A 13,487-nucleotide genomic window follows, 5' to 3' on the forward strand; every position below is an offset into this window, starting at 1 on the left:
GCAAAATCCTTCCGGCCGGCATGGCTGAGAGATCTGTCATAGCGGGCATGAATTCAACGGGGCAATCGCCGAATGCGAAGAATCTCCCGCGCTCCTTATGCCAGCCCCCGCAGGACATGCTTCTGAACCTTACCGGAGGCTGTACGCGGCAGCGCTTCCACCGCCCGGAATTCCTTGGGCACCTTATAGCGGGCGATGTGCGCGGCGCAGTGGCTGGCCAGCGCTTCGGCGTCGAGCGCGCAGCCGGTCCGCAGCACCACAAAGGCGCGACCGACCTCGCCCCAGCGCCCGTCGGCGATGCCGATCACCGCCGCCTCGGTGATGTCTGGATGAGCAAGCAGCGCCGTCTCGACCTCGGCCGGGAAGACGTTCTCGCCGCCGGAGATGAACATGTCCTTGCGGCGGTCGACCAGGGTCACGAAACCGTCGTGGTCGCGCCGCGCCATGTCGCCGGTGCGGAACCAGCCGTCGCCGCTGAAGGCGCTCGCCGTCTCGTCCGGCCGGTTCCAATAGCCCGGTGTGACGTTGGGGCCGGCGAGCCAGATCTCGCCTGTATCGCCCGGCGCGACATCGTTGCCGGCGTCATCGACGATGCGCAGCGAAACCGATGGGGCCGGCAGGCCGGCCGAACCCGCCTTGCCGGCGATGCGCTCGCTCTCCATCGGCATGCCGAGCACAGTGCCGGCCTCCGTCATGCCGTAGCCGTCGGCCATGAGCACGCCCTGCTGGAGCCACCAAAGCACATCGGCGGCAGGGTTGGGCGCGCCACCGGTGAAGAGAGCCACAAGCGACGTCCAGCGCGCAGGCGCGAAGTCGGCATGCTCGCGCAGCATCTTCGCCATCTGCGGCACGCAGAAATAATGGGTGACGCCGAGATCGGGGTCGGCGAGCCGGCGGTTGGTGACGCCTGGGTCGAACCCTGCCGAGATCAGGACCGTGCCGCCCTTCAGCAAGACTGGGCGAAGATTGGTGATCAGGCCGATGACATGAAACATCGGAGCGTCGCAAAGGACGATGCTGTCATGGCCGACGCGGCCGACGACACCGAAATTGACGGCGGTGGCGAAAGCGTTGGCCTCCGTCACGATGACGCCCTTCGGCCGGCCCGACGTGCCTGAAGTGTAAAGGATGATCGAAGGTCGGTCGGCTTCCGGCAAGGGACGGCGCGGCGCCGGCGCCGCCGCTTCCATCGCCGCCGTGAAGCGTGCGACAGCGACAGGCGCGCAGCCGGACGGCGCTGCGATGTGCAGGTCGGCGTCGTGGACCAGAAGCGCTGGATCGCAATCGGCAAGGATCGCCTCCCGCTCTGGCGCGGCGAGCCGCCAATTGACCGGCACGAAGATGGCGCCGAGGCGCATCGCGGCCTGCTGCAGGATGACGAGGTCGGCGCTGTTGCGGGCCAGCACGGCGATCCGCTGCCCCTGCCCTATGCCCCGGTTCTCGAGTACGGCGACCGCGCGCTGGATGGCGTCGTCGAGCGCCGCGTAGGTCCAGCGCCGGCCGGACGCGAGGTCGACGCAAGCGAGGCGGTCTGGCTGCGCCCGGGCATGCAGGGCAACCGGGTCGGCTGTCGTCCAGGCCGGCATTGCGTTCTCCTCCCGTGTCACGCGCCGTAACGGTGCCGGCCGGCATCAGTGCCGTCACGGCGTCAGGTCATTCCAGATTATCGCGCCTTGTCATAGGCGCCGAGGCCGGGCTTGTAGCTCTTTTCGTCGATGAACTGGCGGATGCCTTCCTTGCGGCCCTCATTGTCGAAGGAATTCGCCGCCTCCTGCGCCCGCACCAGATAGTCCTCGGCATTGTCGTAGGTCATCTCGGCGACGCGGCGGATGGCATCCTTGGTCGCTTTGAGCGCGACTGGGTTCTTCTGCAACAGGATTCCGGCCACTTCGGCGACGCGCGCCTTAAGCTCGCTGAGCGGCACGCTCTCATTGACCAGCTTCCAGGCCGCCGCCTTCCGGCCGTCGATCAGCTCGCCGGTCAGCGCGTGATACATGGCATCGCGCATCGACAAGAGATCGACCACCACCTTGGTGGCGCCGCCGCCAGGCAGGATGCCCCAGTTGATCTCGGAAAGCGCGAACTGCGCCTCGTCGGCGGCGAAGGCGAGGTCGCAGGCAAACAGCGGGCCGTAGCCGCCGCCGAAGCACCAGCCATTGACCATGGCGATGGTCGGCACGCGGTACCAGCGCAGCCGCCGCCACCAACCATAGGCTTCGGATTGCGCCTTACGCACGGCGCCAAGGCCCTTTGCCTCGGTCTCGCGGAAATATTCCTTGAGGTCCATGCCGGCCGACCAGGCGGCGCCCTCGCCCGAGAGAACGAGAACGCCGACATCGTCGCGGAATTCGAGCTCGTCGAGCACTTGCATCATGCGACGGTTGAGCGCCGGGCTCATCGAATTGCGCTTGGCCGGCCGGTTGAAGCGGACCCAGGCGATGCCGTCCTCGACATCGAAGGCGACGGTGTCTTCGGTTTCGGTGGTCTTCTCGGTCATGGTCGGCCTCCTCCGATATAGCTATGCTTCATAGCTTTTATCTTTGCTATGTCGCATAGTATTTTTGCCTTGACAAGGGGATGGATCACGGCAATCGATCGGACATGGACGAAACCATGAACGATCTCGGCGAGGACGCGCTCGACGCGCAGATCGGCTACAATCTGAGGCGCGCCTCGGCGCTGGCGCTCAACGATTTTTCCGTGGAGATGGCGGAAGCGTCACTGCGGCCGGTGACCTATGCCATGCTGGCGCTGATCGACGAGCGGCCGGGCATCCGCGCCGCCGAACTCTGCCGGCTGCTCGGCATGAAGAGCGCCAACATGGCGCCGCTGCTCGCCGAACTGGAGGAGCGCGGCCTGATCGAGCGCGACGACCATGCCGAGGACAGGCGCGTACAGGAGCTTCGCCTGACCGAGGCGGCCAGAGACGCGATGCCCGCCTGGCGGCTCAAGGTGCGCCAGCACGAGGGCCGCTTCTTGCACCGGCTGACAAGCAAGGAACGGACGACGCTGCTGCGGTTGCTGCGGCTGATCTGGGTGGATGAGGCGGAGTGAGGGCGGCTCCCACTCAGGCAAAACAATCCGATAGCGGCGCATCCTGCCGGACTGATTCAAGCTACTATGCAGAGGAACATCAGAGAGGCTGGCGGGACAGCCCCCCTCTGTCCGGCAGGACAGAGGGGGTGTGAAGGATCGCGGCGTATCGGGCTTCCTTCAGGCCCTCAGCGCGTCAGATCCAGCGCCGCCGTCAGGTCGCCCATCGGCGGCTGGTCATGGTTACGCAGCGCCTTGTCGCGGGCGACGATGCCGGGCAGCACCGGCAGGTCGTAGCGGGCGGTGATGAAGCGCAGGATCGAGGTGGTGTCGTACTGCGTGTGGTCGACCGTCCCCGCCTTCGCGTAGGGCGAGACGATGAAGGCCGGAACGCGGTTGCCCGGGCCCCAGCGGTCGGCCTTGGGCGGCGCGACATGATCCCAGAAGCCGCCATTCTCGTCATATGTGACGACGACCAGCATGTGGGCCCATTGCGGGCTCTTCTCCAGATGCGAAACGACGTCGGCCAGATGCTGGTCGCCCGAGGTCACGTCGGCATAGCCGGCGTGTTCGTTGAGGTTGCCCTGCGGCTTGTAGAAAGAAACCTGCGGCAGCTTGCCGTCGTCGATCGCCTTGATGAACTCGACGCCGCCGAGGCCGCCGTCGCGCAGGTGCTCAGCCCGCGCGGCCGTGCCCGGCGCGTAGGCCGCGAAATAGTTGAAGGGCTGGTGGTGGAACTGGAAATTCGGCACGGGCGTCGCGTTCTTGCCGTCGAGCGCCGCCTGCCAGGCGCCCGAATACCACGCCCAGGAAATGCCCTTCAGCGACAAGAGATCGCCGATGGTGATCTCGTGCTGCGGTGGCAGCGTGGTCGGCGCCGCGGGGTCGGCCAGCGCCTTGTCGCCACCCTCGACCGGCTTGTTGGCGCTCGGCTGGTAAGGCGGCTGCATGGTGTTGACGGCGTAGAAGTCCGGCGTGATGGCACCGTCATTGGCGAATTTCGGCACGCCGCCCATTGCCGAGGGCGGCGAATTGTCGGCGACCTTCAGTGTCGTGCCGTCGGCCTCGACGACGGCGATCTGGCCCTTCACCGGGCTGGTGTCGGCATGCGGGTAATAGGGCACGCAGGCGCAGGCCAGCATGAAATGGTTGAGGAAGGAGCCGCCGAAGGCGCCCTGGAAGAAATTGTCCGCAAGCACGTATTTTTGGCCGATCGCCCACATCGGCAGTTTTGAGCCGTCATAGTGGCCCATCACCAGCGAGCCGGAATCGGCCCACGCGACGAATTTGTCGTTCCGGCCAGCGTCGATCTGCATCTGCTCCTGGTAGAAGCGGTGCCACAGGTCATGCGTGATGACGTTGGTGCCTTCGTTGAAGCCCTTGGGATCGTCGATGGCGAAGGTAGCGTTGGCGAGATGCGCACTCTGCGCTTCCGTCACCGCCGGCGTCACGCCCTTGCCGGTCAGCCCGCCCCAGGCCGGCGGCAGTTCGGAAAGCGGCTTGCCGTCGCGGTCGAGCTGGCGCGCCTGGTCCGGCGAGACGTTGGCCAGGCCGTTGGCGCCCGGGAAGCCGCCATAGAGGTTATCGAAGCTGCGGTTCTCGGCGTAGATGACGACGACGGTGTCGATCTTGTCGTAGCCGGGAGGAGCCGCCTGGGCAGTAGCGGTGAGCGATGCCAGCGCCGTGGAGGCGAGGCAGAGCGAGAGGAAGGACCGGATCATCTGGAAATGCCTCGTGGCTGGGGAGTGGCTGGAGGACGGCAATGCGTGTGCGAGAATAACGAACAGGCATGGACCCAGCTACTTCGGTGCCTTATCACCTTTGTGACATTTGGCGCCGTCTCGAACACGGTTTCGTGAGGGCGAAGACTGGTCATCAATCCTTTGCACTGCCTCCTTACTTCCCGGCAGAATTCAGGATGGCAGCGATGACGATGGGAAGATGGAAAAGCCGGGCGATCGTCATTGCAGCGACCTCGTTGGCCGGCTTCACCGCGCCGGCCAACCCCGCGGAGCCGTCTAGTGTCCATCCCGGCCCGCTGACGCGCCAGCAAGCCTATGCGCGCGCCGATGCGCTGACGGCACTCGGGCGGCAGATGTTCTTCGACCCTTCGCTCTCGGCTTCGGGCAAGCAGGCCTGCTCGTCCTGCCATGATCCCAACCACGCTTTCGGCCCGGCCTCGGCGGCGCCCGTCGAGATGGGCGGGGCGAAGCTCGACCAGCCGGGCGTTCGCGCGGTGCCGTCGCTGCGCTATTTGCAGGCGGCGCCCGCCTTCACCGAGCATTTTTACGACTCCGAGGACGAAGGCGACGAGAGCGTCGACAATGGCCCGACAGGCGGCCTGACCTGGGACGGCCGCGCCGATCACGGCAAGGACCAGGCGAGGATCCCGCTGCTGTCAGCCTTCGAGATGGGCAACAGGGACGAGGCCCAAGTGGTCGCCAGCCTGCGCAAGGCGCCCTATGCCGATGCGTTCAAGGCCGCCTTTGGCGGAGATGTCTTCGACCATCCGCAAGACGCCTTCGACGCAGCGGTGGAAGCGCTCGGCACCTTCGAGCAGAGCAGCGCCGACTTCTATCCCTATTCCAGCCGCTACGACGCCTTCCTCGCCGGCAAAGCGACTTTGACCGCGCAGGAACTGCACGGCCGCGCGCTGTTCGAGGACGAGACCAAGGGCAATTGCGCGAGCTGTCATCTGAGCGAACCCGCCAATGACGGCGAGCCGCCGCAATTTACCGATTTCGGCCTGATCGCCATCGCCGTGCCGCGCAATCCTGCGATCTCCGCCAACGCCGATCCCGCTTACTTTGACCTTGGCCTGTGCGGCCCGCTGCGCACCGATTTCAAGGGCCGCAACGAATATTGCGGCCTGTTCAAGACACCGACGCTGCGCAATGTCGCCTTGCGAAAGAGCTTCTTCCACAATGGCTATTTCCACACGCTGCGCGACGCTGTGGCCTTCTATGCCAGCCGCGACACCGATCCCGGCCGCTGGTATCCGAAGAAGGCCGACGGCACGGTCGACAAATTCGACGACCTGCCAAAGGCTTATTGGGCAAACCTCAACACCGATCCGCCCTTCAACGGCAGGAAGCCCGGCGACAGGCCGGCGCTGACCGACGCCGAGATCGACGACATCGTCGCCTTCCTCGGCACGCTGACGGACGCCGACCAGGCGGGGCAGTGAGGCGGCTCAGCCAGCGCCGTCCGATAATCGATCCACGGACGCAACCAGCGATTGCCCGTTGAAACGGCTCGGCTAGAATACGGCAACGCCGTCAGCAGCGGCGCTGCGGGGTTTCGGTCGACGGGGTGGGTGGAATTGGTCCGGATTTGGCTCAGGCCTTCATGGTGGGCAGCGGCCTGCCTGCTGCTCGCTTTGCCCGCGCCGGCATCGGCCGCCGTCCAGGAATACAACGACCATCCGGCCTGCGACGGCAAGACGGTCGATCCGGCGCGGCGCATCGTTGCCTGCACGCAGATCATCGAGGACCGGTCGGAGACGCCGTCAAACCGCTCTATTGCCCATGTCATTCGCGGCAATGCCTTCAGTGATCGGGAGAACTATTTCCTTGCCATCGACGATTACGATCGAGCGATTGAACTCGACCCGACAAACGTGGATGCGTACTACGATCGCGGCAATGCCCGGGCAAAGGCAGGCCAAATCGGTCTCGCAATCGCTGACTACGGCGAGGCGATCAAACGCGATCCGAAGCGAGCCGACGCCTACTATAACCGCGGCCTCAAATGGATGGACAAGGGCGACACCGACCGCGCCATCGCGGATTTCGATGTCGCGCTCAACCTCGAGCCAGCCAATGCCGGCGCGTACTACAGCAGGGGCAATGCCTGGCTGAACAAGAAGGCATACGATCGCGCCATCGCCGACTTCGATCAGGCGCTGAAGCTCGTTCCCGATGACGCCAACTCATACTATTTTCGCGGCCTCGCCCGGCTCGACAAAGGCGAGAACGACCTGGCCATCGCGGACTTCGACAAGGTGATCGACCTCACGCCGGACTATTCGCCTGCCTATTACAACCGAGGCGAGGCGTGGCTTAACAAGGGCGAATACGACCGCGCGATTGCCGATTGCGATCGCGCGATCAAGCTCAATCCGAAGGATGCCGACGCATACTTCTTTCGCGGGCTCGCCTTCGCCGGCAAAGACGACAACGACCGTGCCATCGCCGATTTCGAAAAGGTGGCCGGTCTCGTTCCGAACTTTGCCGATGGCTACTACAATCTCGGCCTGGCCTGGGCTCAAAAAGGCGATATCGATCGCTCGATTGCAAATTTCGACAAGGCAATCGCCCTCGGTGCGAACGAGGCCCGCTTCTTCACCGACCGGGCCAGGGTTTTGATCAAAAAGAGCGATTACGGCCGCGCCATAGCAGACTACGATAGGGCCATCGCCATCGATCCGAAGAGCCCGGTTTTCCATGTCTTGCGCGGTCTGGCCCGTTCCGACCTTGGCGACTTCGATCAGGCCATTTCGGACTATGTCCTGGCTATCGGTCTGGACCCCGACTATTGGCTCGCCTACCAGGCCCGTGGTCTGGCCTGGCACTACAAGCACGATTACGATCGCGCGATCGCCGACTTCGACAAGGCAATCAGCATGGAACCGAAGGCGGCCGATAGCTTTGACTTTCGCGGTACGGCCTGGAGAAGGAAGGGGCAATACGACCGGGCGATCGCCGATTTTGATCAGGCGATCAGTCTCGAATCCGGCAAAGCCAGTTACTATTCCGACCGTGGCCTCGCCCGGAAAATGAAAGGCGATTACGACAGCGCGATCGCCGACTACGGCCAGGCGATCAACCTCGATCCCGGCAAATCCATCTACTATTCCGGTCGAGCCCTGGCCTGGAAACTGAAGGGCGACTACGACCGGGCGATCGCCGACTACGGCCGGGCGATCGGCCTCGATCCGAAGAACGCTGACCTTTACGACGACCGCGGCCAGGCCTGGCGGCGCAAGGGCGATTTCGACCGGGCGATCGCCGACTACGGCCGGGCGATCGGCCTCGATCCGAAGAACGCTGACCTTTACGACGACCGCGGCCAGGCCTGGCGGCGCAAGGGCGATTTCGACCGGGCGATGGCCGATGCCGACAAGGCGGTCGAGCTCGATCCGAAAGACGCCCGCGCCTACAACAATCGCGGGCTTGTCTGGGCTGCCAAGCACGATGACGAGCGCGCGATGGCCGACTACGGCAAGGCGATCGCGCTTAATCCAAAGGACACTGACCCATTCTACAACCGAGGCGACACCTGGGTGCGCAGAGACGATTACGATCGTGCGATCGCGGACTATAGCCAGGCGATCGCCCTCGACGGCAATGACGCCAGCGCGCTGGTCAACCGCGGCTATTCCTGGTCGCACAAGGGCGAAAACGAGCGCGCGCTGGCCGACTTCGATCACGCCCTCGCGCTCGATCCGACCAATCCAAAATACTTCTATGGTCGCAGCAATGTGTGGATAGCGATGGGCGAATACGACCGCGCGATCGCGGACTACGCTCGTGCGTTCGAGCTCGACCCCAAAAACGCCCGAAGCTATGACGGCCGCGGCTTCGTCTGGTTGACCAAGGGCGATTATGCCCGCGCCGTGGCCGACTATGACAAGGCAATCAAACTCGACCCGAAGATTGCCTACGTCTATCTCGGCCGCGGCATCATCAGCTTCCATTCCGGCGCGGCGGAGAAGGCCGCCGCCGATTTCCGGCGGGCCGCGATGCTCAAGCCCAACGATGCCTATCTCGCGATGTGGCTCTATCTCGCAGAGCGGCTCGGTGGCGGGCCTGGTCACCTGCGCGAGGCGACGGCCAAACTCGACATGACGAAATGGCCGGCGCCGGCCGTGCGCATGCTGCCTGGCGAAGCAAGCCCGGCGGAGGCGCTCGCAGCAGCCGATGACCCGAATCCGCTCAAGCAAAGCGGCAATCGCTGCGAGGCAACGCTGTTTGCTGCCGAACTCGCGCGTGTTGGAGGACAAGGCGACGAAGCGCTCAGGCTCTATCGCGACGCCGCCAGGGACTGCCCAAATGCCTATTACGAGAGCGCCGCAGCCAAGGCCGCGTTGCACGAGTTGGCGCCATGAATGCGAAGATGAACATGCCGTCCCCGCCGCCGGGCGTGGGATTGAATGGGCTCCGTTTCGGCCGGCCGATTCTCGCCGCCTGTGTATTTCTGATCGCTTCCATGCTCCCCGCCCTTGCCGCCAGCAGCGATTGCGTCAGCGACGACGAGGTCAATCAGACGGTGCGCATCCAGGCCTGCACGCGCATGATCGACGACGCGACAGAGCCGCGCCGCAACAGGCTCATCGCCCATTTCAAGCGCGGCACGGTGTGGTCGGAGCGCCATGACTACGACCGCGCCATCGCCGATTTCAGCGCGATGATCGACCTCGATCCGACCGAGCCCGGCGGCTATTTCGGCCGGGGCGTCACCTGGTTGTTCAAGGGCGACAACGACCAAGCCATCGCCGATCTCGACAAGGCGATCAGCCTCGATCCGCAGGTCGCCAACTATTACTACAATCGGGGCGTCGCCCACACCTACAAGGGCGAGGACGACAACGCGATCGCCGATTACGGCAAAACGATCGACCTCAATCGGGACGATGCCAGGCCCTTTTACAATCGCGGCCTGATTTGGTTCAGGAGGGGCGACAACGACCGCGCCATCGCCGATTACGACCAGGCGATCAAACTTGATCCGAACGATGTCGAATCCCTGAACAGTAGGGCCGATGCCTGGGCCAGCAAGGGCGACAAGGTGCATGCCCTCATCGATTACGAGAAGGTGATCAGCCTCGACCCGAAGAACCCGCACGCCCTGTACCGCCGCGGCAATGCCCGCCTGGACAAGGGCGACTATGACGGGGCCATCGCCGATTATGACGCGGTGATCGCGATCGATCCGAAAGACGCCAGCGCCCGTTTCAACAGAGGGCTCGCCAGGTACAGCAAAGGTGACTACGACCACGCACTGAACGATTTCAACGGCTCCATAGACCTCAATCCGAAATTCGCCCGCGCCTACTACAATCGCGGCATGACCTGGTACGCCACGAAGAACTACGACCAGGCCATTGCCGACTATGGTCAGGCGATCGGTATCGATCCCGACTATGTCGACGCGTATAACAATCGGGGCATGGCATGGAGGCAGAAAAACGAGCTCGACCGCGCCATCGCCGACTACGACAAGGCGCTTGGCCTCGATCCGAAACATGGCAACACCTATGGCAACCGCGGCATCGCCCGCGCCGCAAAGCGCGACTTTGACGGCGCCATTGCCGACTTCAACGCGGCGGTTGACCTCAATCCGGCGGGTGCCCTCGACTACTTCAACCGGGGTTTGACCTGGGCAAACAAGGGCGATGTGGACAAGGCCGTCGCCGACTACGACAAGGCAATCAGCATCGACCCTAAAATAGCGCGCGCCTATTACAGGCGCGGTTCGATCTGGCTCGACAAGGGCGACAATGACCGCGCCATCGCCGACTACGACAAGGCGATCGCACTCGATCCAACGGTGGCTATCGTCTTTAACGATCGGGGCTTCGCTTGGAGCAGGAAGGGTGACTACGATCTTGCCGTGGCGGACTACGACCGCGCGATCAGCATTGATGCCAAGACTGTGAGAGCCTATCAGAACCGAGGGGTCGCCTGGACGGCAAAAGGCGAATACGACCGGGCGATTGCTGATTATGGCGAAGTGATCAGGCTCGCGCCGAGGGAAGCGCGCACCTATGCCGGTCGGGGCATGCTCTACCTTTTCCATACCAGCGGCCAGCTGGCAAAGGCGCAGGCCGATCTGGTACAGGCAACAGCGTTGCAGCCCGATATGGCGTATTTCGCGATCTGGCGTGAACTGGCGGAGCGTCGTGCGTCCGCGACAAGTCATCTACGGTCGGCGGCGGCAAAGCTCGACATGACGAAATGGCCGGCGCCGGTGGTCCACATGCTGCTCGGCGACAAGACACCGGCCGAGACTCTAGCGGAAGCCGAGGATCCGAATCCGGCGACCAGGAAGGGACAGGTCTGCGAGGTCAACTTCTATGCGGCGGAGCTCGAGCGGAGCCAAGGGCAAGCGGACGATGCACTGCGGCTCTACCGGCTTGCGGCGCAGGATTGCCCGAAGGATTTCGTCGAATACCGCGCCGCCACGATGGCCTTACAGATGCTGCACGCTTCGCCTTGACACCCCGCGAACTTTCTCGGGTCAGGAGAGGCGACGAAGCTGTGGCTGCGCAGGTGTCCCGCAGCACGGGCCACCACACCTGCCAAAGTCTCGGCGCTGGCGGCGATCGGCATGTGTGAGCCAGGTCATAGGAACGACAATCAGCGTCTGCTATATTAGGGGCTCTTCACGGGACGGGGGTCTCGCATGAGGTTCATCGCGGTGCAGGAGCCGCCCGGCAGCAGCTGGGCGGTGTTCGATGCGGGCAATGGCGCGCCGGCCGAATATGCCGGTCGCGTGCTCATCGGCTTGACGTGGCGCGAAGCCCGCTGGTTCGTCGCCCAGGGCAACGACCACTCCGGCTGGCCGCCTTACAGCCGGCCAGCCCCGCAACTGCGGTTGGTTGAAGCTGGCGGGCCTGTCCCGATCCGGGCAAGGCTTGGCCAAACAGGCGCTTAAGGAGCCGCGCTACCGTATCGATTCAGGCTGCGAGGCTTCGGCATGTCACCGCGCCGGCGCGTAGCGGCTCACCACCATGCCGCTGGCATAGGCCTTGGAGCCGAGGAGTTTCAACCTGGCAAATCCGCCCTGGTCGAAGATGCGACGGCCGCCGCCCAGCACCGCCGGATTAACGAAGAGCTGGAACTCATCGACGAGGCCCGCGGCGATCAGCGCCGATGCGAAGCCCGCGCCGCCGAACACGGCGATGTCGCCGCCCTCGCTTTGCTTCAGCGCCTCGACCTCGCGCGGCAGGTCACCGCTGACGACCCGCGTGCGCTCCCAGCGCGACGTGTCGAGCCTGTCGCTCGCCACCACCTTCCGCGCCTCGACGATGTGCTGGGCGAAGGCATAGAAGCGGTCCTTCGGATATTTCTTCGCTGCGTTGCCCCAATGGGTGAGATACCCCTCCTCGGCCATCTTGCGGCTCAAAAGGATGGTGTCGATGGTTTCAAAGACGGCGTTGAAGCCCTGCTTGAGCTCATCGTCCCAGGCGCTGTCATCGCCCCATTCCCAGAGCTCCCAGCGATGGTACTCATCGGCGCCGACAAAGCCGTCGACCGACATCTGCATCTGAAGGATGAGCTTTTTCACGTCCGGTCTCCTCGCACACGATTGATTTACTTTTGGAACCAATTGACGCAGAACAGCAATGGTGTCAATTGTAAAGAGATTTAAAAATGGAACCATATTGATGTCGACCAAGGGACGGTCCGGCTGTCCGATCAGCCTGTCGCTCGAACTGCTCGGCGACCGCTGGACGCTGCTCATCATTCGCGACCTGGTCTTCGCCGGGAAAAGGCATTTTCGTGAGTTCCTGCAATCCGACGAGGGCATTTCCTCACGCACGCTGGCCGAGCGGCTGCAGACGCTGCAGGACGAAGGCATCCTCACCCGCAGCGACGACCCGACACACGGGCTGAAGGCGATCTACCGGCTGACCGAAGCCGGCATCGACCTGTTGCCGGTGCTGGCGACGCTGGGCGCCTGGGGCAGCAAGTACCGCAAAGCCGACGACAAGCTCGCCCGGATCGCCGACGACCTCGCGGTCGGCGGCGCGCCGGCGCTCAAGCGGATGCAAGGGAAGCTCAGGGCCGAGCATCTGGGATAGCGGGCGGCGCGGCACCGCTTTCGCGTGTGACTAGGCGACCGAGTGTCAGAGCCCAAGCCCCACCGGTTAGCGCGCCGCCTTGCGTGGCACGCCGAGTGCGTCGAGACGTTCCTGCAGATGGCCGTTCAGCACGATCATCTCTTTCAGCGCCTTCACGGGGTCGCCCTTATGCTGGGCGATGAAGTTCTCCGCGACCGCCTGAAGCGCTGCCTCCTGGCGGCTGTCCAACCTCACGATATGATCCATAACGCCCGCTCTTGTCGCTTACATTAGCAAGTGAACAAAAAGTGAACAAAAATGTCAAGGACGAATTGACTCGTCGAGGAATGAGTTCCTATTTTGTCAGGAGATGGGGCGGTTGCCCGGTATCCAGGGAGAGCCGCGTTGGGCAGACGGAAAAGCCGCTATGACAGATTGTTCCATTCGGACGCGGAGGCGATCATTCGCGATGCGCTGGTGCTCCGCCAGACGCTGCTGGCGGCGCAGCTCAACCTCAAGACCGATGGTGAAATGTACTGGCGACTCAGTGGCTTGATCGAGCGGCTGCATGAAGTGATGGGCGTCGTGGCGGGCCGGGAGCCGGATTTCCGGGCTTCACAACTCGGCCTGCTGCCGTTGCCCGAGGACTATTGCGACCGGACATGAC

Annotated in this window: 12 protein-coding genes; 7 read left to right on the forward strand and 5 right to left on the reverse strand. The window is 63.9% G+C overall.

Annotated features, from left to right (window positions below; all coding sequences use genetic code 11):
• Window positions 1–95: 95 nt before the first annotated feature.
• Both KVT37_RS25890 and KVT37_RS25895 read right to left on the reverse strand, forming a co-directional pair.
• Window positions 96–1,586 (reverse strand): AMP-binding protein, encoded by a 1,491-nt coding sequence (locus tag KVT37_RS25890; RefSeq protein WP_217577850.1) that lies wholly within the window; start codon window positions 1,584–1,586, stop codon window positions 96–98.
• A 77-nt stretch (window positions 1,587–1,663) separates the two neighbouring features.
• A complete protein-coding gene (locus KVT37_RS25895; RefSeq protein ID WP_217577851.1) occupies window positions 1,664–2,497 on the reverse strand; it encodes a p-hydroxycinnamoyl CoA hydratase/lyase in 834 nt (277 codons plus the stop codon).
• A 104-nt stretch (window positions 2,498–2,601) separates the two neighbouring features.
• On the opposite strand from KVT37_RS25895, the gene KVT37_RS25900 reads away from it, so the two are divergent.
• Window positions 2,602–3,054 carry a MarR family transcriptional regulator gene (locus tag KVT37_RS25900; protein WP_254634256.1) on the forward strand — a complete coding sequence of 151 codons (453 nt, stop codon included), beginning with the start codon at window positions 2,602–2,604 and terminating at the stop codon, window positions 3,052–3,054.
• 167 nt (window positions 3,055–3,221) lie between these two features.
• Here the strand turns inward: KVT37_RS25900 and KVT37_RS25905 are convergent, their stop codons facing one another.
• Window positions 3,222–4,754 (reverse strand): acid phosphatase, encoded by a 1,533-nt coding sequence (locus KVT37_RS25905; RefSeq protein ID WP_217577852.1) that lies wholly within the window; start codon window positions 4,752–4,754, stop codon window positions 3,222–3,224.
• A 206-nt stretch (window positions 4,755–4,960) separates the two neighbouring features.
• On the opposite strand from KVT37_RS25905, the gene KVT37_RS25910 reads away from it, so the two are divergent.
• From KVT37_RS25910 to KVT37_RS25925, 4 genes are all read left to right on the forward strand, one after another.
• A complete protein-coding gene (locus KVT37_RS25910; RefSeq protein WP_217577853.1) occupies window positions 4,961–6,220 on the forward strand; it encodes a cytochrome-c peroxidase in 1,260 nt (419 codons plus the stop codon).
• 135 nt (window positions 6,221–6,355) lie between these two features.
• Window positions 6,356–9,142 carry a tetratricopeptide repeat protein gene (locus tag KVT37_RS25915; protein WP_217577854.1) on the forward strand — a complete coding sequence of 929 codons (2,787 nt, stop codon included), beginning with the start codon at window positions 6,356–6,358 and terminating at the stop codon, window positions 9,140–9,142.
• An 8-nt stretch (window positions 9,143–9,150) separates the two neighbouring features.
• Complete coding sequence (locus KVT37_RS25920; RefSeq protein ID WP_217577855.1) at window positions 9,151–11,253, forward strand: tetratricopeptide repeat protein; 2,103 nt, start codon at window positions 9,151–9,153, stop codon at window positions 11,251–11,253.
• Window positions 11,254–11,439: 186 nt separating this feature from the next.
• Window positions 11,440–11,691, forward strand: coding sequence for a hypothetical protein (locus KVT37_RS25925; protein ID WP_217577856.1), 252 nt, complete (start codon window positions 11,440–11,442; stop codon window positions 11,689–11,691).
• Window positions 11,692–11,736: 45 nt separating this feature from the next.
• On the opposite strand, the gene KVT37_RS25930 is transcribed toward KVT37_RS25925, so the two are convergent.
• On the reverse strand, window positions 11,737–12,324 hold the full coding sequence (locus KVT37_RS25930) for a dihydrofolate reductase family protein (protein ID WP_217577857.1): 588 nt from the start codon (window positions 12,322–12,324) through the stop codon (window positions 11,737–11,739).
• Window positions 12,325–12,424: 100 nt separating this feature from the next.
• Between KVT37_RS25930 and KVT37_RS25935 the strand changes: the two genes are divergently transcribed.
• On the forward strand, window positions 12,425–12,841 hold the full coding sequence (locus tag KVT37_RS25935) for a helix-turn-helix domain-containing protein (protein ID WP_217577858.1): 417 nt from the start codon (window positions 12,425–12,427) through the stop codon (window positions 12,839–12,841).
• Window positions 12,842–12,907: 66 nt separating this feature from the next.
• Here the strand turns inward: KVT37_RS25935 and KVT37_RS25940 are convergent, their stop codons facing one another.
• Window positions 12,908–13,075: a hypothetical protein gene (locus tag KVT37_RS25940; RefSeq protein WP_308642767.1), complete on the reverse strand. Its 168-nt coding sequence runs from the start codon at window positions 13,073–13,075 to the stop codon at window positions 12,908–12,910.
• Window positions 13,076–13,225: 150 nt separating this feature from the next.
• Here KVT37_RS25940 and KVT37_RS25945 point away from each other — a divergent pair, with 150 nt between their 5' ends.
• Window positions 13,226–13,486 carry a hypothetical protein gene (locus KVT37_RS25945; RefSeq protein ID WP_217577860.1) on the forward strand — a complete coding sequence of 87 codons (261 nt, stop codon included), beginning with the start codon at window positions 13,226–13,228 and terminating at the stop codon, window positions 13,484–13,486.
• Window position 13,487: the final 1 nt, after the last annotated feature.

The organism is Mesorhizobium sp. GbtcB19, from assembly GCF_019091085.1.
Lineage (GTDB): Bacteria > Pseudomonadota > Alphaproteobacteria > Rhizobiales > Rhizobiaceae > Mesorhizobium.

Excerpts from the sequence above, each read along its gene's own strand:
- KVT37_RS25890 (WP_217577850.1), bottom strand. The coding sequence starts at position 1,586 with ATGCCGGCCTGGACGACAGCCGACCCGGTTGCCCTGCATGCCCGGGCG.
- KVT37_RS25895 (WP_217577851.1), bottom strand. The coding sequence starts at position 2,497 with ATGACCGAGAAGACCACCGAAACCGAAGACACCGTCGCCTTCGATGTC.
- KVT37_RS25900 (WP_254634256.1), top strand. The coding sequence starts at position 2,602 with ATGGACGAAACCATGAACGATCTCGGCGAGGACGCGCTCGACGCGCAG.
- KVT37_RS25905 (WP_217577852.1), bottom strand. The coding sequence starts at position 4,754 with ATGATCCGGTCCTTCCTCTCGCTCTGCCTCGCCTCCACGGCGCTGGCA.
- KVT37_RS25910 (WP_217577853.1), top strand. The coding sequence starts at position 4,961 with ATGACGATGGGAAGATGGAAAAGCCGGGCGATCGTCATTGCAGCGACC.
- KVT37_RS25920 (WP_217577855.1), top strand. The coding sequence starts at position 9,151 with ATGAACATGCCGTCCCCGCCGCCGGGCGTGGGATTGAATGGGCTCCGT.
- KVT37_RS25925 (WP_217577856.1), top strand. The coding sequence starts at position 11,440 with ATGAGGTTCATCGCGGTGCAGGAGCCGCCCGGCAGCAGCTGGGCGGTG.
- KVT37_RS25935 (WP_217577858.1), top strand. The coding sequence starts at position 12,425 with ATGTCGACCAAGGGACGGTCCGGCTGTCCGATCAGCCTGTCGCTCGAA.